General features: G+C 67.7%; 17 protein-coding genes. 7 read left to right on the top strand and 10 right to left on the bottom strand.

Going from position 1 to position 21,250, the window contains the following annotated elements; all coding sequences use genetic code 11:
• Nucleotides 1-160 precede the first annotated feature (160 nt).
• The 5 genes from Q3A80_RS27525 to Q3A80_RS27505 all read left to right on the top strand — a co-directional run bounded on the left by Q3A80_RS27525 (nucleotide 161) and on the right by Q3A80_RS27505 (nucleotide 9,300).
• Nucleotides 161-778, top strand: coding sequence for an LssY C-terminal domain-containing protein (locus Q3A80_RS27525; RefSeq protein ID WP_446331972.1), 618 nt, complete (start codon nucleotides 161-163; stop codon nucleotides 776-778).
• 278 nt (nucleotides 779-1,056) lie between these two features.
• The gene (locus tag Q3A80_RS27520) at nucleotides 1,057-2,262 is read left to right on the top strand and encodes an MFS transporter (protein ID WP_446331971.1); all 1,206 of its coding nucleotides are present in this window, start codon (nucleotides 1,057-1,059) and stop codon (nucleotides 2,260-2,262) included.
• Between the two features lie 197 nt (nucleotides 2,263-2,459).
• On the top strand, nucleotides 2,460-3,767 hold the full coding sequence (locus Q3A80_RS27515; RefSeq protein WP_446331970.1) for a dicarboxylate/amino acid:cation symporter: 1,308 nt from the start codon (nucleotides 2,460-2,462) through the stop codon (nucleotides 3,765-3,767).
• A 442-nt stretch (nucleotides 3,768-4,209) separates the two neighbouring features.
• The gene (locus Q3A80_RS27510) at nucleotides 4,210-6,144 is read left to right on the top strand and encodes an SMP-30/gluconolactonase/LRE family protein (protein WP_446331969.1); all 1,935 of its coding nucleotides are present in this window, start codon (nucleotides 4,210-4,212) and stop codon (nucleotides 6,142-6,144) included.
• Between the two features lie 270 nt (nucleotides 6,145-6,414).
• On the top strand, nucleotides 6,415-9,300 hold the full coding sequence (locus Q3A80_RS27505; protein ID WP_446331968.1) for a beta-propeller fold lactonase family protein: 2,886 nt from the start codon (nucleotides 6,415-6,417) through the stop codon (nucleotides 9,298-9,300).
• Nucleotides 9,301-9,411: 111 nt separating this feature from the next.
• Here Q3A80_RS27505 and Q3A80_RS27500 read toward each other — a convergent pair whose 3' ends face one another.
• The 7 genes from Q3A80_RS27500 to Q3A80_RS27470 form a co-directional block, all read right to left on the bottom strand.
• Complete coding sequence (locus Q3A80_RS27500; protein ID WP_446331967.1) at nucleotides 9,412-9,558, bottom strand: hypothetical protein; 147 nt, start codon at nucleotides 9,556-9,558, stop codon at nucleotides 9,412-9,414.
• A gap of 72 nt (nucleotides 9,559-9,630) precedes the next feature.
• Nucleotides 9,631-10,590 (bottom strand): amidohydrolase family protein, encoded by a 960-nt coding sequence (locus tag Q3A80_RS27495; RefSeq protein ID WP_446331966.1) that lies wholly within the window; start codon nucleotides 10,588-10,590, stop codon nucleotides 9,631-9,633.
• Nucleotides 10,568-11,515, bottom strand: a complete 948-nt coding sequence (locus Q3A80_RS27490; protein ID WP_446331965.1) for a YncE family protein — start codon at nucleotides 11,513-11,515, stop codon at nucleotides 10,568-10,570. The genes Q3A80_RS27495 and Q3A80_RS27490 overlap by 23 nt, the downstream gene beginning before the upstream one ends.
• A gap of 60 nt (nucleotides 11,516-11,575) precedes the next feature.
• Nucleotides 11,576-12,868 (bottom strand): MFS transporter, encoded by a 1,293-nt coding sequence (locus Q3A80_RS27485; RefSeq protein ID WP_446331964.1) that lies wholly within the window; start codon nucleotides 12,866-12,868, stop codon nucleotides 11,576-11,578.
• A 106-nt stretch (nucleotides 12,869-12,974) separates the two neighbouring features.
• On the bottom strand, nucleotides 12,975-13,892 hold the full coding sequence (locus Q3A80_RS27480; protein WP_446331963.1) for a dihydrodipicolinate synthase family protein: 918 nt from the start codon (nucleotides 13,890-13,892) through the stop codon (nucleotides 12,975-12,977).
• Between the two features lie 8 nt (nucleotides 13,893-13,900).
• Nucleotides 13,901-15,073, bottom strand: coding sequence for an L-rhamnonate dehydratase (locus tag Q3A80_RS27475; protein ID WP_446331962.1), 1,173 nt, complete (start codon nucleotides 15,071-15,073; stop codon nucleotides 13,901-13,903).
• 50 nt (nucleotides 15,074-15,123) lie between these two features.
• Entirely contained in the window at nucleotides 15,124-16,170 is a 1,047-nt protein-coding gene (locus tag Q3A80_RS27470; protein WP_446331961.1) for a 4-hydroxythreonine-4-phosphate dehydrogenase PdxA, read from the bottom strand.
• A 155-nt stretch (nucleotides 16,171-16,325) separates the two neighbouring features.
• On the opposite strand from Q3A80_RS27470, the gene Q3A80_RS27465 reads away from it, so the two are divergent.
• The gene (locus tag Q3A80_RS27465; RefSeq protein WP_446331960.1) at nucleotides 16,326-17,273 is read left to right on the top strand and encodes a LysR family transcriptional regulator; all 948 of its coding nucleotides are present in this window, start codon (nucleotides 16,326-16,328) and stop codon (nucleotides 17,271-17,273) included.
• Complete coding sequence (locus Q3A80_RS27460) at nucleotides 17,266-17,472, top strand: hypothetical protein (protein ID WP_446331959.1); 207 nt, start codon at nucleotides 17,266-17,268, stop codon at nucleotides 17,470-17,472. The genes Q3A80_RS27465 and Q3A80_RS27460 overlap by 8 nt, the downstream gene beginning before the upstream one ends.
• Before the next feature lie 57 nt (nucleotides 17,473-17,529).
• Here the strand turns inward: Q3A80_RS27460 and Q3A80_RS27455 are convergent, their stop codons facing one another.
• From Q3A80_RS27455 to Q3A80_RS27445, 3 genes are all read right to left on the bottom strand, one after another.
• Nucleotides 17,530-18,831: an MFS transporter gene (locus Q3A80_RS27455; protein WP_446331958.1), complete on the bottom strand. Its 1,302-nt coding sequence runs from the start codon at nucleotides 18,829-18,831 to the stop codon at nucleotides 17,530-17,532.
• A 233-nt stretch (nucleotides 18,832-19,064) separates the two neighbouring features.
• Nucleotides 19,065-20,192, bottom strand: a complete 1,128-nt coding sequence (locus Q3A80_RS27450; protein WP_446331957.1) for an ATP-binding protein — start codon at nucleotides 20,190-20,192, stop codon at nucleotides 19,065-19,067.
• Complete coding sequence (locus Q3A80_RS27445) at nucleotides 20,189-20,917, bottom strand: response regulator (RefSeq protein WP_446331956.1); 729 nt, start codon at nucleotides 20,915-20,917, stop codon at nucleotides 20,189-20,191. The genes Q3A80_RS27450 and Q3A80_RS27445 overlap by 4 nt, the downstream gene beginning before the upstream one ends.
• Nucleotides 20,918-21,250 lie beyond the last annotated feature (333 nt).

Genomic DNA, 21,250 nt, shown 5'->3' with positions numbered 1-21,250 from the left:
CGATGCAGATGCGCGAATGTGGTCGACGTGCGCTGGCGGGCGGACTAGCAGCCGCTATCCGACGTGCGCGGACATCCGATGCGTGAGCCGCGGGTCCAGCCGGACGCTGGACGGCTCGATACGAAGGTCTCCCTGATTGCCGGTTCTGTCATATTTGGTAATGCGACTGATTTTCGTTCGCGGATGCTACTGGAAACAATTCTCGTTTGCAATCAATGATTTGCGTATGTTTTTCGTAATGTTTTTTGCAGAATGCTTTCTGATTTGTCGGGTTAATTCGACCGTAAGCTTTCGATTTGCCGGTCGGCTCGCCGAGCCGCCCTCGCGCCGCAGGTACGCGACGCGCTGCTTGCGCTCGACGCGAGTCGCGAACGCAGCGCGCTGTTGTCGAGCAAGGTCGACGACGGCGCTGACGATCCGGCAGTGGACCGAGGGCGGCTGGCGCGCGCTTCCGGCGACACGTATCGATTCGAGCGGCGATCGCGAGGAGGCGCTCGCGCTGCAGTGGGCCGATCAACCGGACACCGTTGCACTGCGGCTCGCGGCCACCGGCTGGCGCCCGGCTCCCGCATGGTCGGTGCAATCCGCGTTGCAGTGGCTGACGCCCCGTGCGTCCGTCGGCGCATTGCCGGTGCTGCCCGGACTGTCGAACAGCCAGGACGCGGCGCTCACCTTCGTCAGGGTCGATCCGGCACGGCCATCGAATCGCTCGGGATTGCGGCTTTGGCGATCCGACTACGACGTGGCGACGGGCGGCGCGGCGCGCGTGCCGGTCTGATACGGCGCGCTGTATCCTGAGACGTTCAGGCGGCCGTGGCGACTCGTCACGGTCGGTGTCACGAACCGGCAGGATACTGTCGGGATGCCCGGCCTGGCAGACGTGGCCACGGCGGGGTCGTGTGTCGAGGTGGCCGGCGATCCGGCGCATCGGCGCGTCACGCTGATATTGCCGCGCGGTGTGCCGCTCGCTGACGCACTTCCGCGAAGCCGCGCGGGCGCCGCGACGGCGAACCCGGGCGCACGTTGCGCGACCCTCAACCTTGACGTCGACCGATCATGACCGTTCCATCCTCGATTGCCGGAAAGCCCGCGATTCCCCGCACCGTATGGGCGCTGGGGCTCGTCAGCCTGTTCATGGATCTGTCGTCGGAGCTGATCCATGCGCTGTTGCCGATCTATCTGGTGACGACGATGGGCATGAGCGTCGTCGCGCTCGGCGTGCTCGAAGGGGCGGCCGAAGCCACCGCAATGATCGTCAAGGTGTTCTCCGGCGCGATCAGCGACTGGCTCGGGCGCCGCAAGGGGCTGCTGCTGCTCGGCTACGGGCTCGCGGCGTTGACGAAGCCGTTGTTTCCGCTGGCGTCCACACCGGCCGTCGTCGTGACGGCCCGCCTGCTCGATCGCGTCGGCAAGGGGATTCGCGGCGCGCCGCGCGACGCGCTGGTGGCCGACGTCGCGCCGCCCGAGATCCGCGGCGCGTGCTTCGGCCTGCGCCAGTCGATGGACACCGTCGGCGCGTTTCTCGGCCCGCTGCTCGCCATCGGGCTGATGCTGTGGTTCGGCGACCGCATCCGGACCGTGCTGTGGTTCGCGGTGGTGCCCGCGTTCGTCGCGATCGCGCTGATCGTCTTCGGCGTGCGGGAGCCCGCTCACGACAAGCCGCCGCGCGGGTTTCGCTCGCCGCTGCGCTGGCGTGCGCTGAGCGAGTTTCCGCGCAGCTACTGGTTCGTCGTCGCGGCCGGCGCGACGTTTACGCTCGCGCGCTTCAGCGAGGCGTTCCTGGTGCTGCGCGCGCAGCAGGCGGGGCTCGATGCCGCGTGGATCCCGGCCGTGATGGTCGCGATGAGCGTCGCGTATTCGCTGTCCGCGTGGCCGGTCGGCATCCTGTCGGACCGGCTCGATCGCCGCGTGCTGCTCGCAGCCGGCATGGTGCTGCTGATCGCGGCCGACCTGCTGCTCGGCATCGGCACGTCGACGCTGTCGATGTTCGTCGGCGTGGCCGTGTGGGGGCTGCACATGGGCTTCACGCAGGGCATCCTCGCCGCGATGGTGTCGGAGACGTCGCCGGCCGCGCTGCGCGGCACCGCATTCGGCGTGTTCAACCTGGTGAGCGGCCTCTGCATGCTGCTGGCCAGCAGCATCGCCGGCGCGCTGTGGGTACGCTACGGCGCGTCGACCACGTTTCTCGCCGGCGCCGCGCTGGTCGTGGTGCCGCTGTGCCTGTGCCGGTTCATGCCGCGACCGGGTTCGTCGCCCGCGTGACGCGTCGCCGGCCGCTTTCACATTTGAAAGATCGTGCGGCGTTTGCGATAGAATGCCCCCCCTGTTCGCCGTGGCCCTGCCCACGGACGGGCTCCGGCACCCGAAACGGCGTGCGCCGCGCTCGCGGAATTCCGCCCGTTTCAACGCCGGCGATCGACCTGCCGTTGGAAACACACGTTCTGTAATTTGGATTGCTAATGAAGAAGAAGCACAACATCACCCGGTACATCGTCATCGCGATGGCGCTGGGTATCGCCGTGGGCTACGCCTGTCATAGCGCGTTTCCCGACCCGAAAATGGCCAAGGAAGTCGCCGGCTACGTGTCGCTGCTGTCCGACGTGTTCCTGCGCCTGATCAAGATGATCATCGCGCCGCTGGTGTTCGCGACGCTGACGGTCGGCATCGCGCAGATGGGCGACAGCGGGTCCGTCGGCCGCGTGGGCGTGAAGGCGTTCGGCTGGTTCTTCATCGCGTCGGCAACGTCGCTGGTGCTCGGGCTCGTGACCGCGACGGTCCTGAAGCCGGGCAGCCACCTAAGCCTGCCGCTGCCGGCCGCCGATGCCGCGCTGAACCTGAAGACGGGCGCGTTCACGCTGAAGGACTTCGTCGTCCACCTGGTGCCGAAGTCGATCGCCGAGGCGATGGCGAACAACGAGATCCTGCAGATCGTCGTGTTCTCGATCTTCTTCGGTACCGCGCTGTCCGCGCTCGGCGAAGCCGGCAAGCGCCTGACCGCCGTGATCGACGACCTCGCGCAGGTCATGCTGAAGGTGACGGGAGCGGTGATGGGCTTCGCGCCGGTCGCGGTGTTCGCGGCGCTGGCCTCGACCGTCACGACGGAAGGGCTCGGCATCCTGCTCACGTTCGCGAAATTCATGGCGAGCTTCTATCTCGCACTCGCGCTGCTGTGGGGCGTGCTGACGCTCGCCGGCGTGACGTTCCTCGGCAAGCGCGCGTTCACGCTGATCCGCCTGATCCGCGAGCCGTTCCTGCTGTCGTTCGCGACGGCGAGCTCCGAGGCCGCGTATCCGAAGCTGCTCGATGCGCTCGACCGGTTCGGCGTGAACCGCAGGATCTCGAGCTTCGTGCTGCCGATCGGGTATTCGTTCAACCTCGATGGCTCGATGATGTACTGCACGTTCGCGGTGCTGTTCATCTCGCAGGTGTACGGGATCGACCTGCCGCTCGGCACGCAGATCACGATGCTGCTGATGCTGATGGTCACGTCGAAGGGGATGGCCGGCGTGCCGCGCGCATCGCTCGTCGTGATCGCGGCGACGCTCAACCAGTTCCATCTGCCGGAAGCCGGGCTGCTGCTGATCATGGGCGTCGACATGTTCCTCGACATGGGCCGCTCGGCCACCAACGCGGTCGGCAACTCGATCGCGGCGGCCGTGGTCGCGAAGTGGGAGGGCCAGCTCGGCGATCCGCGCGACGACGCGGATGCGGACGGCGGCGGCGAGATCAAGCAGGTCGAAGTGCGCGAGACGGCGACGTCTGCGTGATTGTCCGGCTATAAGCGAGGCGCGCCGGTCTGGATGCGATAGGGATTCAGGCCGGCGCGACGATACCCGCGAGCGAACATTTCCTTATCTCCCTCCGGCGATTTTCCCGATTCGCCGCATTACCCGCCGCCATTATCGACACGCCGTATTCGAACCGGCGGCGATATTCCAGAAGGCGAAAGCCACACCCTCCCGATATCAACGCGCCAGTGTGAGTGAACGTTCACTGTCGCGTAGTCGCGCGCGCCGTCCGCGTGGGCGGTCCGCAATTTTTTTCCATTTATATGAAGTTATTCTCGGCCGTGCCGATTATCGAATCGCACGCCCGATGTAATACCGAGCGCGCCGGCTGAGTCAGCGGAAGTATTTACGCATGGCCGATTTTCAGATCGCCCGGCTGCGCGTCATGTGAATGACCTCACCATTCAGGAGAGTCTCAGCCATGGTCGCCAGAAAACCGATTCAGGCCGTGCTGTTCGCGGCCGCGATTGCCGCGATCGCGCCGGCCGGACACGCGGGCAATACGACCGACTGGATCGCGAACACCTACGGCACGCTCGCCGCCCACGTCGGCAACGTCGCGCGTTCGATGTGGGTCGCGCCCGAAGGCGCGATCTACACCGCGTCGATGTGGGACGAGGATGAGGGCGGCGTCGCGATCTATCAGAACGGCAAGAGCGCCGGCTCGATCGGCAGCCATTCCGAATTCCAGGGCAGCGCGATCACGGGCAACGCGACGTCGCTGTTCGTCGCGCTGCAGCCGGGCAGCGGATACGGCAGCGGCGCGGTCGGGCGTTACAACCGCACGACCCACTATCGCGACAAGCTGATTCAGGTTACCGCGGCGACCAACCAGCCGCGCATCGACGTCGTCACCGGCCTCGCGACGGCCGGCTCGCTGCTCTATGCGAGCGACTTCTACGGCAATCGCGTGCGGGTGTTCACGACCGACGGCGTGTGGCAGCGGGACATCGGCGTGTCGTCGCCGGGCGCGCTGGCCGTCGACGGGGCCGGCAACGTCTGGGTCGCGCAGAAGGGCGCGGGTTCGATCGTCGAATTCAGCCCGTCCGGCGCGCTGCTGAACACGATCCGGCTGGCCGCCGGATCGCGGCCGTCGGCGCTCTTCTACGATGCGGCGGCCGCGCAGCTGTGGGTCGGCGACGAAGGCCCCGACATGAACGTCAAGCGCTATTCCGTGTCGGGCCGGCCCGCGCTGGCCGGCACGTTCGGCGTGCGCGGCGGCTATCTCGACACGACGACGGGCATCAAGGGGCAGGTCGGCGCGAAGCGCTTCACCCGCATCGCCGGCATCGGCAAGGACACCGGCGGCAACCTGTACGTGCTCAACAACCCGTGGGGCGGCAGCTGGGATCTCGGCCGCAACGGCGCGACCGACATTCATGCATACAGCAGCACCGGCAGCCTGCGATGGACGCTGCAGTCGCTCAACTTCGAAGGGATCGCCGCGCCGGATCCGGTCACCGACGGCGCGCTGTTCTACAGCGGCACGCACGTGTATGGCGGCACCGCGGGCGGCACGTTCGTCGCGAACACCGTCGATCCGTTCGCGTATCCGTCGGACCCGCGCATCAACATGAGCGACACGCAGCGCGACGAGCACTTCGGGCTGCTGACGTCGGTCGGCGCGAACCGCATTCTCGTCGCGGCCGGCCAGAATCCGCCGGTCTACTACTTCTTCCACTTCAACGCGGCCAACGGCTATGTCGCGATTCCGGATGGATCGATCCCGGGCGCCCCGTTTAACACCACGCGGCGCGTGTCGGCCGGCTTCACCGTCGACAGCAACGGCGGCGTATGGGCCGGCCTCGACAAGACCGGCGCGATTTATCACTATCCGCTGACCGGCTTCGACGCGAGCGGCAAGCCGTCGTGGGGGCCGGGCGTGCCCACGCCGATTCCGGCGAGCATCCAGCCGCTCACGCGGATCGTCTATCTCGCGGACAGCGACACGATGGTGCTCGCGCAAGGTGTCGTCGGCAGCACCGACTGGACGTCGATCGGCGCCCGCATCGAGGTCTATCACGGCTGGCTCGCGGGCAACACGACGAAGCCGAATCCTGTGATCACGCTGCCGCACAGCGGCGCGAAAGCGATCGACGCGGCCGGCAACCATCTGTTCGTCGGCTACTGGTTCAGCAGCAGCGGGCCGCTGTGGCCGAACATCGATGCGTTCAATCTCGACACGGGGAATCTCGACACGACGCTCGTCAACACGAGCCCGGCGACGGTCGATACGAGCAGCGCGATCGATGCGATGTACAGCGTGCGCGCGTATCGCCGCACGAACGGCGAATACGTGGTGACGAAGAACAACGTGAAGGGGAACAGCATCACCGTTTATCGGTGGACGCCATGACCGGGAAGCAGCGATTGCGACGATGACAGTACGATGGCTGTCATCGAAACGCCTTCGCTGTAACGATGTGTAATTTGCCGGTTCGCAATGGAACCGGTCACGCGCTTGACATTGGGCGGCGATGTAATGCCGGCATGTCGGCGATAGCCGACGCAGCGTATTTCGATCGATCGGCACGGGCCCTCGCCGACGCGCGATATGGGCAGACGACGCCACGATCATGCCGGACACGTCAGACGAAACTCGCTCCCGATACTACAGAGGATTCCTATGAAAAATACCAAGGTCAAGCGTGCGCTCCGGCTGGGCGCCATCATGTCGGCCGTGCTGCTTGCGTCGCATGCATCCGCGGACGGGTTCAACGCCGCCGATGCCGCGCGCGTGCCGAGCGGCCAGTTCGTCACGCCGATGGCCGTGCGCGGCGCGGTCCAGCAGTTCCTGAATCCCGGGCTGTCGGCCTATCCGCATTTCGTCGCAGGCGAGGCCGTGCGCTCGCAACTGAGTCCGGACGGCAAGACGCTCGCGATCATCACCGCCGGCCAGAACTCGCTGTACAAGCCGGACGGTTCGGTCGACACCGCAGCCTCGACGCAATTCATCTTCCTGTACGACGTCGCCGGCGCGAACAAGACGCACCCGGCGCTCAAGCAGGTGCTGCAGCAGACCAACGCGTTCGTCGGCCTGGTGTTTTCGCACGACGGCAGCAAGCTCTATGCGACGGGCGGCAGCGACGATGCGGTCTACGTGTATGCGCAGCACGGCGGCACGTGGGCGCTGTCGACCACGATCGCGCTCGGCCACGGCGGCAAGGGCGTCGGCATCCGCGTGCAGCCGAACGCAGCGGGTCTCGCGCTGTCGGCCGACGACAAGACGCTCGTCGTGGCGAACAACTACAACGATTCGATCAGCGTGATCGATACCGCGACGGGCAGCGTGCGCTACGAGCATGACTTGCGTCCGTTCTTCTCCGGCAACGAAGGCCGTAGCGGCGAGGCCGGCGGCACGTTCCCGTTCGCCGTCGTCATGAAGGGCAACGGCGTCGCATACGTGTCGTCGGATCGCGATCGCGAGATCGTCGCGGTCGACGTATCGTCGCCGTCGCACGGCCGCCTCGTGAAGCGCATCAAGCTGGACGGCAACGCGCTCGGCATGACGCTCGACGCATCGCAGTCGATGCTGTTCGTCGCGCAGGACAACGCCGACCAGGTCGCGGTGATCGACACCAACAGCAACGCGATCGTGAACCGGATCGACGCGCGCGCGCCGGCCGGCGTGCTCGCGCACGGCCACGCGCACACGGGCGCGGCAACGTATGCGGTGACGCTGTCGCGTGACGGCCGCACGCTGTATGCGACCAATGCCGGCGCGAACGAGATCGCCGTCATCCCGCTCGTCGGCGAGCGCGCGTATCGCGTTACCGGTCTGATCCCGACCGCGTTCGAGCCGCACGACGTGACGTTCAGCGCCGACGGCACGTGGATGTACGTGGTCAACGGCAAGAGCACGACCGGCCCGAACCCCGGCCACCTGTCCGGCGCAACGCCGGCGCAGGCGGCCGCGTCGCGCGCGTCGAACGAATACCAGTTCCAGCTCGAGCGCGCGTCGCTGGTGAGCGCGCCCGTGCCGGCGGCGCACGAGCTGCCGATGCTGACGCAGCAGGCCGCGCGCAACAACTTCTATCGTCCGGAAGACAACGACCGCGACAACGAAGTGATGGGCTTTTTGCGTCGTCACATCAAGCACGTGATCTACGTCGTCAAGGAAAACCGCACGTTCGACCAGGTGCTCGGCGACATCGGCAACGGCGCCGACGGCGATCCGCGGCTCGCCCAGTTCGGCCGCAACATCACGCCGAACTTCCATCGCCTCGCGAGCCAGTTCGTCACGCTCGACAATTTCATGAACCCGGGCGACGGCAGCATGGACGGCTGGTCGTGGGCGCTGCAGGGGCGCGTCACCAACACGGAGACGATCACGCAGCAGATCAATTACGCGGCCGTCAATCGCGGGCTGTCGTACGAAAGCGAAGGCACGAACCGCAGCGTGCCGGTCAACTGGGAAACGGTGCAGCAGCGCGACGCGGCGGCCGGCCCGGCCGGCACGACGAACTACAGCAACGCGGCGGCGGCCCTGCCGGGCGGTGCGGCGAACCTGCTGCCCGGCACCGGCAACCATGCGTCGTCGGATGCGCCGTTCGGCCGCCAGCGCGGCTACATCTTCGACGCGGTGCTGGCCGGCGGCGGCACGGTTCGCAACTACGGCTTCCTCGTGAACAACATCGGCAGCATCGGCACGGCCGCCAACCCGATCGTCGATCCGCACGCGGCCGGCGTCGTGCAGGCCGCCGCGCTCGATCCGCGGCTCGCGCCGCTGACCGACGTGTACTTCCGCGGCTTCGACCAGACGTATCCGGATCAGTGGCGTCTCAACGAGTGGAAACGCGAGTTCGACCAGTACGTCGCGGGCGGCAATTTGCCGACGCTGTCGCTGGTGCGGCTGTCGCACGATCACATGGGCGCGTTCGGCACGGCGTTCGCCGGCGTGAATACGCCGGAAACGCAGCAGGCGGACAACGACCTGGCCGTCGGACGGCTCGTCGAGGCGGTGGCGAAGAGCCCGTATGCGAACGACACGCTGATCGTCGTGACCGAGGACGACGTGCAGGACGGCCCCGATCACGTGGATTCGCACCGCGGGCCCGCGTACATCGTCGGGCCGTATGTGAAGCAGGGCGCAGTGATCCGTACGCGCTACAGCCAGGTCAACGCGCTGCGCACCATCGAGGATGTGCTCGGCACGCAGCACATGAACCTGAATACCGCGTACCAGCGGCCGATGACGGACGTGTTCGACGTGCATGGCCCCGCATCGTGGAGCTATACGGCCGTCGCGTCGACGGCGCTGAAGGGCACGGGGCTGCGCGTGGCCGAAGGGGCGGGCGAGAACGCGTTGCGATACGCGGCCGGCCCGGACGTCACGCCGACGCATGACGCCGCGTACTGGGCGAAGGTGACGGCGAAGTTCGACTTCGACGACGCCGACGAGGTGCCGGCCGATCAGTTCAACCGCGTGTTGTGGAAGGGCATGATGGGTGCGCGGCCGTATCCGAAGCTGCGCGGCGTGACGCAGAAGGTCGCGAGCCGCGACGACGACTGATCGTCCGGGCGGACCGTCTGCAAGCGGGCCCTCCCGGCGGGAGGGCCCATGTCGTTTGCATCGCGCGCGACAACGGCGGGCATCGCCGACCGCCGGCGGGGCCGCGCAACGTCACGCGCGCCATATTAGCGTCGCACTGCTTTCCGTTTCCGCCACGAGCCGGAACCCGAGCCGTTCGTAGAGCCGCCGCGCCTTGACCGATACGCCGAGCCGCGCCGCTGCCGCTGAAGCGCGCAGGCGAAGCGTGGACGTGCTCATTCGTCACCTCGGTGTGTCGTCGATTCGTGACGTTCAGCATAAACGCGGCCCCAAGGGCCAGGTCAAGCCCGTTCACGAAATCCGGTACACCCGCATCGCGTTGTCATGCCAGATCGCGCGCCGCGCGACTTCATCGAGATCCGCCATCGCCGCGGCAAACGTGCGCAGCAGCGCCGGATACGACACCCGCAACCCCGCCACCGGAAAATTGCTCGCGAACAGGCAGCGTTGCCAGCCGAATATCGCGATCGTGTCGCGGATGATCCGCGCGTTGTCCGCGTCGTTCCACGCCGCGTCGCGCAGGCCGAGTTCGGAGATCTTCACGGTCACGCGCGGCAATGCGGCCAACGCCTCCATCCCGCGGCGCCAGCGCGCGAGCCCCGCATCCGAACGATCCCACGGCAGCCCTGCATGTTCGAGCACGACGTCGACGCCAGGCGCATCGGCGAGCAGTGCCGCCGCATCGCCGAGATGCCAGAACGGCACGCGCAGATCCCAGCTCAACCCATGCGCGGCGAGGCGTTCCAGCGCGGCCGGCCAGCGCGGATCGCGCAACGTACCGGGCTCGCCATCGACGCCGGCATCCGCCGACGCGGCGGTGCGCGGCTTGAACCGCACGCCGCGCACGCGCGGCCACGCGGCCTGTTCGGCGAGCCGCTCGTTCGCGTCGTCGGCCAGCAGATCGACCCAGGCGACGACCGCAGACGGCAACCCGTGCGCAGCGGCGACCTCGTGCAGCCAGCGCGTTTCCGCGAGCGCCTCGTCGCGCGCCCGTTCGGCCTCGACGTGCACGCTCGCGACGATCGGCGCGCCTTGCGCGGCGAGCCGGTAGTCGTCCACGCCGAAGTCGCGGCACAGCGCCGCGTAATCGCCGAACATGAAGCGCGCCGGATCGTACTGCGCCTGCAGCCACGGGTAATGCGCGCCCGCCTCGAGCCGCCACAGATGGTGGTGCGCATCGACGAGCGCCGCCGGCATCGCATCCGCCGGCCGCACGTCGCCGTGCGGCTCAGCGCGCGCCTGCGAGCACATACGATGCATCCGGTTCGCGCAGCGTCGGCATTGCGCTGACGAATCGCCACGCATCGAGATCGAGCTCGCGCACGTAATCGTCCTGGAACGATACGTACGCGACGCGCCGCGACGGATGGAACGACAGCGCGGTCGGGTTCGCGGGCAGCGCGACGCGTTCGATTTCCTCGAGCTGCCGCGCATCGAACACCGAGATCGACCGTTCGCCCGAGTTGGTCAGCAGCAGCAGGTCGCGGCCGTCCGGCGCGCTGGTGCGATAGATGCGGTTCGGATCGCTGCGCGTCTTCACGCGGCGGCCGCAGGTCATCGTGCCGGTGTCGATCTCGACGAGCGTGTCGTCGCCGCGATTCGCGACGAACAGCGTGCGCTCGTCGCTCGACAGTGCATTGCCTTCGGGGCGCGGGCCGGGCATCACCGCACGCGGCGCGACGGTCGCGTCGCGCGGATGGAACTGCGTGACCGTGTTCGACAGCAGATGCACGCCGTACGCGCGGCTCGCATCGCGGGTGAGCGTCACGAGGTGGGTCTTCACGCCGCCGGACGGCACGGCCATGTTCGGCACGGCCTGTCGGGTCGGCTCGTCGAACACGAGCAGCATGTCGTGTGCTTCGCTCATTGCGTACAGGCGGCCGTCGCGATCGGCCGCCATCCCGTGCGGACGGTAGTACGGCCACAGGTCGAGCATGCGCGTATGCGTGCGTTCGACCAGATCGATCTCGGCGATCCGGTGATCGCCTTCATGGCCGCGCGACCACGCGGTCTCGATCCCGAAGATGCCGACGTACGCGTAGCGCTCGTTCACGTCGACGGTGAATTCGTGCGGGAAGTTCGGCAGCACGACGTGCTTGAGCGCGGCTTGGGTTTCGAGATCGTAGAAGCTGAAGGTGTGCGCGCATTTCTGCACCAGCAACAGGATGTCGTTCATGGTGTGTCTCCGTTGTTTCGTTCGCGTGGTCCGCATGTCCGTCGATGCGGGCGCGTCAGGTCAGTCTTCGCAACGCTTGGGCAGCGTCAGCGCGAGCAGGCCGGCCACCGCGAGCGTGACGGCGAGGCTGTATACGCCGGCCGCCGCGCTCACGTGCTGGGTCAGCACGCCGACCGCATACGGGCCGCAGAAGCCGCCGAGGTTGCCGAGCGCGTTGATCAGGCCGCGTGCGCTGCCGGCGGTCTCGACGCTGCACAGCTTCGGCGGAATCGCCCAGAACACGCCGGCCGCCGCCTGCAGGAAGAAACCGCAACCGATCAGGAACGCGAACGATACGGCCATCGATTCATGCGTGAGCACCGACAGCGCGAGGCACGCGGCGAAGCCCACCAGCGGCAGCAGCACGAACAGGCGGCGCTTGCCGGTTCGGTCGGATAAATACGACGTGGCGAACATCCCGATCATCATCGCGACATACGGCAGCATCGCGAGCAGGCCGACCTTGCCCATCCCGCCGTGCGTGAGGTTCTTCAGCAGCGTCGGCAACCACATCGTATAGCCGTAGATGCCGACCTGATAGCAGAAGTTGATCGCGATCAGCAGCCAGATCGTCGGGTTGCGCAGCATCGCGCCGAACGACGCGGCGGCCGGCGTGCCGGCGGCCTGCTTGCGCGCCTGTTCGTCGCGCAGCGCGTCGAGGATGTACGCCTTCTCGCGCGGCGACACCCAGCGCGCGGTTTCGGGGCCGTCGTCGGCGAGCATCAGCCACGCGACGAGGCACAGGAGCGACAGCGCGCCGGCGCTGAAGAACAGGTGGCGCCAGTCGTACGCGGCGAGCACGAGCCCGGACAGCGGCGCGGTGATCATCCCGGCGAGCGGCACGAACATGATGACCATCGCGTTCGCGCGGCCGCGTTCGCGGTCCGGAAACCAGTGGCTGACCATCGTCAGCACGACGGGCAGCATCCCGCCTTCGGCCACGCCGAGCATGAACCGCAGCGTCAGGAGTTGCCACGTATGGGTGACGAGCCCGGTCAGTACCGACAGCACGGCCCAGCTCACGAGCGACCATGCAATGAACTTCTTGCCGCTGCCGAGCGCCGCGCGCCGGCCGCCCGGAATCTGCAGGAACAGGTAGCCGAAGAAGAAGATGCCGCCGGCGAGGCCGGCCATCGTCGCGTCCATGCCGAGGTCGGCGTTCATGCCGCCCGGCATCGCGAACGCGATGTTCACGCGGTCCATGTACGAAATGACGCACGCGAGCAGCAGCGGCGGAATCACGCGCAGCCAGCGGCGGCGCGGAATGGCTTCGCCGGCGTCATAGGCCGGGTTGGCGGGGTTCAGCAGGTTCATGGTGTCTCCGAATCCATGTGACTGGCGGCGGCGGCCTTCTGTCGGGCCGCCGTCACGCCGATGCGCAACGCATGCGCGTTGCGGGTGCAGAAACGATGTCTGACGTTTAGCGTCCCCAGCGCAGCACGAGCGGATCGAGCCGCCGCGCCGCGTCGAGCAGGCCCGCGCGCACCTGCGGGTGCAGTTCGGGCCACGGCGCGCGCGGCCGGTCGCATGCGATCACGCCGCCTTCCTTCATCAGCGCCTTCGCGGTCAGAAAGCCCGACTGGCGGTTCTCGTAGTTGATCAGCGGCAGCCAGCGCGCGTACTGCTCGCACGCTTCGTCGCGGCGGCCGGCGAAATACGCGTCGGTGATCCGGCGAATGCCGTCCGGATAGCCGCCGCCCGTCATCGCGCCGGTCGCACCCGCATCGAGATCGGTGAGCAGCGTGATGCCTTCCTCGCCGTCCCACGGCCCTTCGATCGCGTCGCCGCCGAGCGCGATCAGCTCGCGCAGCTTCGACGCGGCGCCGGCCGTCTCGATCTTGAAGTAAGACACCGCGTCGATCTCGCGCGCGAGCGCCGCGAGCAGCGATGCGGGCAGCGCGACGCCGCTGGCCGGCGCGTCCTGGATCATCAGCGGAATGTCGAGGCCGTCGGCGACTTCGCGAAAGAAGGCGCGCACCTGGGCTTCCGGCACGCGGAACGTCGCGCCGTGATACGGCGGCATCACCATCACCATCGCCGCGCCGAGCGCCTGTGCGTGCCGGTTGCGTTCCGCGCAGATCCGCGCGCTGAAATGCGACGTCGTGACGATCACCGGCACGCGGCCGGCGACGTGTTCGAGCGTGGTGCGCGTGATGAGATCACGTTCGTCGTCGCCGAGCGCGAACTGCTCCGAGTAGTTCGCGTGGATGCAGATGCCGTGCGAACCGGCATCGATCATGAAGTCGACGCAGCGGCGCTGGCCGTCGAGGTCGAGTGCGCCGTGCGCGTCGAAGATCGTCGGCGCGACCGGAAAGACGCCCTGGTAACGTGCGTTCATGACGGCCCTCACTCGACGATGTCGAACTGGTCGAGGAACTCGGTCTTCAGCGTGAGACCGAGGCCCGGCACGTCGTCGCGCAGCTGCAGGAAGCCGTTCTCGGCCACCGGCTCGCCATCGAAGATGTAGTAGAACAGCTCGTTGCCGACTTCCACGTCGAACATCGGGAAGTACTCGCTCATCGGCGACGCGAGCGTGCTCATCGTCAGGTGATAGTTGTGCATCTGGCCCGCATGCGGAATCACCGGCACGCTGTACGCTTCGCACAGCGCATTGATCTTGTGCGCCATCGTGATCCCGCCGACGCGGTTCGTGTCGTACTGCACGACCGACACGGCCTTGCGGTCCAGCAGCTGCTTGAAGCCGTACAGCGAGAACTCGTGTTCGCCGCCCGAGATCGGGATGCTCGTGAGCTGGTTCAATTCCGCATAGCCGTCGATGTCGTCGGCGATCACCGGCTCCTCGAGCCAGCGCGGCTGGTATTTCTCGAGCTTCGGCAGCATGCGCTTCGCGTACTCGAGGTTCCAGCCCATGTAGCACTCGAGCATCAGGTCGTTGTCGTAGCCGATCACCTCGCGGATCGCCGCGACCGACTTCAGGTTCTCCACCACGCCCTGCTGCCCGTGCGCGGGCCCGTAGCCGAAGCGCATCTTGAACGCGCGGAAGCCTTCCTTCAGGTACTGCTGCGCCTCCTCCTGCATCGCCTTCAGGTCGGTGCGGTACAGCTTCGAGTAGTAGCAGGGAATCTTTTCCTTGGTACGGCCGCCGAGCAGCTTGAACACGGGCTTGCCGACGCTCTTGCCGAGGATGTCCCAGATCGCGATGTCGACGGCGGAGATCGCCGCCATGCCGATGCCCTTGCGGCCCCATGCGTGGGTCGCGCGATACATCCGCTGGTTCAGGTATTCGTAGTCCCACGGATCCTGGCCGATCACGAGCGGCGCGAGGTACTGGTCGATGATCGCCTTCGCGACATGCGGCGCGAGCGCGACGTTGCCGAGGCCGACGATGCCGTCGTCGGTCTCGATCTCGACGACCGTCCACGAATGGAAGCGGAACGTGCTCATGGTTTCCTGCGGCGCGTACAGCAGGTCCATCGCGTTCGAGCAGAAGTTGCCCTGCGGCGGCACGGTCTTGCCTTTCCACTGGAATACGCGGGCGCGCACGGAACGGATCTTCATGATGGTGTCTCCGGAAATCGATGTTGTCGTGTGGCGAGGGCGTGCGAGCGTCACGCCGAAACGGTGGCGGTGCGGCGCGCGGCGCCCATCCGGCACGCGATCTGCAGCGCCTGCCAGGTCGCGCCGACGTCGGCGGTGCCGCGGCCCGCGATGTCGTACGCGGTGCCGTGCGCGGGCGTGGTGATCGGCACGGGCAACCCGCCCTGCACGGTCACGCCGCGCGAGAAGCCGAGCAGCTTGATCGCGATCTGCCCCTGGTCGTGGTACATCGTGACGATCGCCTGGTAGTCGCCGGCCTGCGCCTTCAGGAAGATCGTGTCGGCCGGGAACGGGCCGTGGAACGGCGCGTCGGTCGGCCAGTCGCGCGCCTGCAGCTTGCGCACCGCGGGCTCGATGATGTCGACTTCCTCGCGGCCGCAGCTGCCGCCGTCGCCGCCGTGCGGATTGAACGCGGCGATCGCGACCTTCGGCGCCGCGACGCCGTTCGCGAGCAGCGACCGGTAGATCAGTTCGGATGCCTGTTCGATCCGCTCGACGCTCAGCTGGGCCGCCGCATCCTTCAGCGGAATGTGCGACGAGATCCGTGCGGTCCACAGCTCGCCGAGCGTGTTGAATTCGCAGAAGTAGCCCGTCACGCCGAGCGCGGCGGCGAAGTGGTGCAGTTCGTCGTCGTGCTGCAGCCCGCCGAGCTTCATCGCGTACTTGTTCAGCGGCGCGAAGCAGATCGCGTCGATGTCGCCGGCGAGCGCGGCGTCGAGGCACTGGTCGAGCACGGTCAGCGTCGAGCGGCCGCCGGCGGCGCCGGCCTGGCCGACCGTGACCTGCGCGGAATCGATCGTGTCGAGCTCGACGAACGCCGCGCGCGCGGTGGACGGGCGGCAGCGCACCGCGGCGAGCGACGCGACGGGCTCGACGTCGACCGTCACGCCGGCCACGCGCTGGCCGGCTTCCCACAGCCAGCGGTCGCCGATCAGCACGAGATTGGCGCGGGTGGTGGCGTCGGGCCGCGCGAGCAGTTTCGCGATCAGTTCGGCGCCGATGCCGGCGGGGTCGCCGAGCGTCAGCGCGACGACGGGCAGGGACGCGGCGGTCGTCATGCGGCGTCTCCGTGGCGGGCGGCGGGCGGCTGGATGTTCATGAGGTGTCTCCGGTGGCGGCGCGAGGCCGTTGGTGTATGGGGTTCATGCTAGGTAGACGGAATGAGTCGGTAAATTGAAAACTCTTGATGAATCGATAACCTGGAGTGATCAAAATGGGCTCGATCGATCGACGAGACTCGACTCCGCAATTGCTGAACCGGCTGCGGATGCGGCAGATCGCGCTGTTGCTCGCGGTGGACGAATGCTCGACGCTGCGGGCGGCGGCCGGGCAGCTCGGCCTCACGCAGCCGGCCGCGACGAAGATGCTGGCCGAACTGGAAAGCGCGCTCGGCCAGCGGCTGTTCGATCGCGTCGGGCGCGGGCTGGTGCTGAACGCGGCCGGCGAGCGCGTGCTCGGCTATTTCCGCGGGATTCGCGGCAGCATGGAGGCGCTCAATCGCGAGCTCGGCGAACTGCAGCTCGGCAGCGCCGGGCGGCTCGCGATCGGCAGCATCATGGCGGCGTCGCCGGGGCGGCTCACCGAGGCGCTGGTGCAGTTGAAGGCGCGTTATCCGCTGCTTGCGATCGACATCGCCGTCGATACCAGCGACCGGCTGATGCCGCAGTTGCGCGAAGGCGTGCTCGAGGTGGTGATCGGCCGCAACGTCGGCACCGATTGCGACTTCCGCGTGGTGGACGACGAGGCGCTCGCGATCATCGCGGGCCGCGACCATCCGCTCGCGGGCGCGGGGCCGGTCGAATTCGACGCGCTGCTCGACTACACGTGGATCCTGCAGCCGGCCGGCAGCCCGGCGCGCGAGGTCGTCGAGCGCGAGTTCCGCGCGCGGCACCAGCCGATGCCGCGCGGGCTCGTCGAGACGGGCTCGATCCTGACGACGATGAATCTCGTCGACCGTTCGCAGATGCTCGGCGTGATTCCGCGCACGGTCGCGCAGCGCAACGCGGAACACGGGCTCGTCGCGATCCTCGACTACGAGCTCGACCAGAAGCTGCCGTCGTACGGGAGCCTCGTGCGGCGCGACCGGCCGCTGAGCATTCCGGCGCAGCATTTTCTCGCGCTGTTCCACGGGGACGGGGCGGGGGAGGACGGCGATGCGTAATGGCGCGGTTTGCCAGCCGAGGCGGCCGAGCCAGCCGCGCCAACCGCGTTGGCCGATCAAGCCGATCAAGCCGATCAAGCCGATCAAGCCGATCCAGCCGATCAAGCCGATCAAGCCGATCAAGCCGAACCAGCCGAACCAGCCGAACCAGCCGAACCAGCCAAGCACGCCAAGCCGCCACCATCACGGAACGCGGTGAAGCGGGATGGCGACGCCGGCGACGCGGCCGAGGCAGGCGAACCCGACGCGAACCGCTTCAGCGCGCCGACGGAGCAGCTGGCGCTTCCGCGAGCGACGGCATCGATTCCGACAGCGCCCGGTCGGGCCGAATCCGCAGCGCGGCGACGATGCCGATCAGCAGCATCGCGACCGACCCGACGAACGGCACCGTCCAGCTGCCGGTGCGGTCGACGAGATAGCCGAACAGGATCGGCGACAGGATCCCCGCGATCGCGGAGCCTGCGTTCATCATCCCGCTCGCGATGCCCGCATGCGCCGGCGCGATGTCGCTCGGCACGGCCCAGATCGGCCCGATCGTCAGTTCGAGGCACAGGAACGACCCGGACAGGCACAGCGCGATGCCGGCCGTCGAATGGACGAACGCGAGCGGCAGCATGCACACCAGCGCGCCGGTGAAGCTCGCGACGATCACGCTCTGGCGCGACAGCGCGAGATTGCCGGTCTTGCGGTAGATGCGGTCGCACAGCCAGCCGCCGAGCGTGTCGCCGACGACGCCCGCGAAGAACACGCCGGATGCGAACAGCGCGGTCGATTTCAGGTCGAGGCCCTTGCCGTTCAGGAAGAACGTCGGCAGCCACGTGAAGAACAGCCACGCGGTCCAGCCGTAGCAGAAGTACACGAAGATCGTCGGCGCCATCCGGCGGAACAGCGCGCCCCATGGCGTCGGGCCGGACGACGGGGCGGGGCGGGCGGTGGCCGTGGCCGCCGCGGTGCGCGCGCCTTCGTTGCGGTTGGCGTCTTCGCCATCGGCCGGATACTCGCGAAAGCCGACGACCCACCACACGAGCCACACCAGCGTCACCGCGCCGATCACGAAGAACGCCGCGCGCCACGACAGCCACGTCATCAGTGCGGCGACGATCGGCGGCGTGACCGCGTTGCCGAGCCGCGAGAACGAATGCGTGAAGCCCTGCACGACGCCGCGCCGCTCGCGCGAGAACCAGTGCGTGATCGCACGGGCTTGCGCGGGCAGCGTCGCGCCTTCGCCGATCCCGAGCAGCAGGCGCGCGGCGAACAGCAGCGCGAGGCTGTGCACGAGCCCCGTCATGAACGTCGACGCGACCCAGATCAGGCCGCAGCCGATCAGCGTGATGCGCGAGCCGAAGCGGTCGGCGATCCAGCCGCCGAAGATCTGGCAGATCGCGTACGAATACGCGAACGCGGAGAACGCGATGCCGAGCTCGGTGTTCGACAGCCCGAGTTCGGCCTTGATCGCGCCGGCCGCGGTCGCGAGGTTTACGCGGTCGACGTAGAGGATGAACGACAGCGCGCACAGCAGCCACAGCGTGTGGCGCCGTTGACGGTGATCGGTAGGCATGTGTCTCGCTCCATGTTCGTGCGCGGCGTTGCGATGACGTCGCGTTCACGGGCCGGCCCAGCATCGCGCGCTGGACGACGCATCGTCTATTGAATCTTTTCGATCAATTGATAACCGGAGGTGTTCGGTTGTGTGGCGGTCGGGCCCCGGAGCGCGAGCGGTGCGGGTTTTCCACGATCGGTGCGGCGGCAGCCGGGATGACCGTGCATCGGGCCGGTTGGCGGTCCGCCGGATCAGTCGGCTGCACCGGGCAGCGGGGCCGACGGCGCGGCGGACCGCGCGGGAAAGCGCTGTTCGTCCGGCGTCGGCTCGAGATCGTCGGGCCACGTCACGTCGAAGCGCGTGCCGCCGCCCGCAGCGGGCGTGCACACGGCTTCACCGCGATGCGCATGCGCGATCGCCGCGACGACCGCGAGCCCGAGGCCGCTGCCGCCGGGCTGCGTATCGTCGACGCGCCGGAATGCCTTGAATACGTGCGGCGCAAAGTCGGCGGGAATGCCGGGACCGTCGTCCTCGACGCTCAGCCGGCATCGGCCGCCTTCGATGCGTGTCGCGATCCGGATCGCACCGGGCACCGCGTGGCGACGCGCATTCTCGAGCAGCGCGAGCAGCGCCTGACGAATTCGCACCGGATCGCAGCGCATCGGGCGTGCGTCGAGATCGAGCTCCGGATGCTGACCGACGGCCTGCATCGCATGTGCGAACACGTCGACGACCGCGCGGATGTCCGCCGCGAGCTCGGCTTCGCTGATCTCGATGCTGAGGTGGCCGCTATCGGCGAGACTGACCACGCGCAGATCCTCGATCAGCCGCGTCAGCCCTTCCACTTGCGCGAGCAGGCTGCGGAACTGCGCTTCGCTCGGCGCGAACACGCCTTCGGCGAGACCTTGCAGGCGGCCGCGCAGCACGGTGACCGGCGTGCGCAGCTCATGCGCGATCGCGGCGTTCCAGAACGTCTGTTCGTCGGTCACGCGCTGCAGCTCGCTCGCGAGCGCGTTGAAGTTGTCGGCGAGCAGCGCCGCTTCGCGCAGCGAACGATCGCCGGCGACCGCACGCGCACCGAGATCGCCGCGCGCGACGCGGCGGATGCCGTCGGTGACCGAGTTCAGCGGCACGAGGATGCGGCGCGACAGATTGATCGCGACGACGAGCGACAGCACGAGCCCGACGGCCGTGGTCGCGATCAGCCAAACCCATTCCGGACCGGTGGGAAACCAGTTCGTCTGGTTGAACGACGCGGGACGGTACAGGTACAGCAGGTAGTAGAACCCGTACGCGGTCAGCACCACCAGCAGCGTCACCGCGAACGCCATCGCGCCCATCGTCAGCGCGATCTGCCGGCTCAGTCCGTCGAGCTTCACTCGCCGCTCCACAGCTTGTAGCCGACGCCGCGCACGCTGACGGGCACGCCGCCGACGCCGAGATCGTCGAGCTTCTTGCGCAGCTTGCTGACGTGGCTGTCCACCGTGCGTTCGAGCGCGTCGCCTTCCGGCAGGCAGGCGGCCATCAGTTCGGCGCGGCTGAACACGCGGCGCGGCGCACGCGCGAGCTGCGCGAGCAGCTTGAATTCGGTGAGCGTCAGCACGAGCGTATGCCGCGTGCCGCCGACGTCGACGGTCGCTTCGTGATGGTCGAGATCGATCTCGAACGGGGCCGCGCGCAGCACGCGCTGTTCTTCCGGACGCGACCCGCCCATCGTACGGCGCAGCACGGCCTGCGCGCGCGCGACCACTTCGGCCGGGTTGAACGGCTTGACCACGTAGTCGTCGGCGCCGATGCGCAGGCCCGTCAGCTTGTCGATGTCCTGGTCGAGCGCGGTCAGCATGATCACCGGCGTGTCGCCGCGATGGCGGATCTCGGCGAGCACCTTCCAGCCGTCCACGTGCGGCATCTGCACGTCGAGCAGCACGAGGTCGGGCTTCAGCGACAGGTGCAGTTCGAGTGCGCGGCGGCCGTCGGCCGCATGCACGGTGCGCAGGCCGCTGCGCGCGAAATACGCGGTGAGGATCTCGGCGATCTCGGGTTCGTCTTCGGCGATCAGGACGAGCGCCTGGCCGGCGCCGGAAGAAGAGGAAATATCGGACATGGCCGCTGGTTCACGTGCATCGGGGTTCCATCGAGTCGCCATACTACCGTACCGCTCACGACGTCGAACGGAGACGCGAGGCGCGCCGGCTGTCTTTCCGCTGCCTTTCAGTGTGGGCGCGATCGATCGTACGACAGGGGAATACCCTGTCTTTTTTTCTCGTTTCCATTTTATGTATCATGACCTAACTTTTGCATCATGTACTAAATAAGGGAAGCGGCGAATCTTCGGCATCGATCGGCAATCCGGCACGCGTCGCAGCCGGGTACCAACCGGCTGCAACGCACGCTCGCACTCCGTGCGGCGCGCCGGCGAAGCGGAGCAAGGCCGTAT

The organism is Burkholderia sp. SR8, from assembly GCF_052851275.1.
This window is presented reverse-complemented; position numbering and strand designations above follow the sequence as displayed.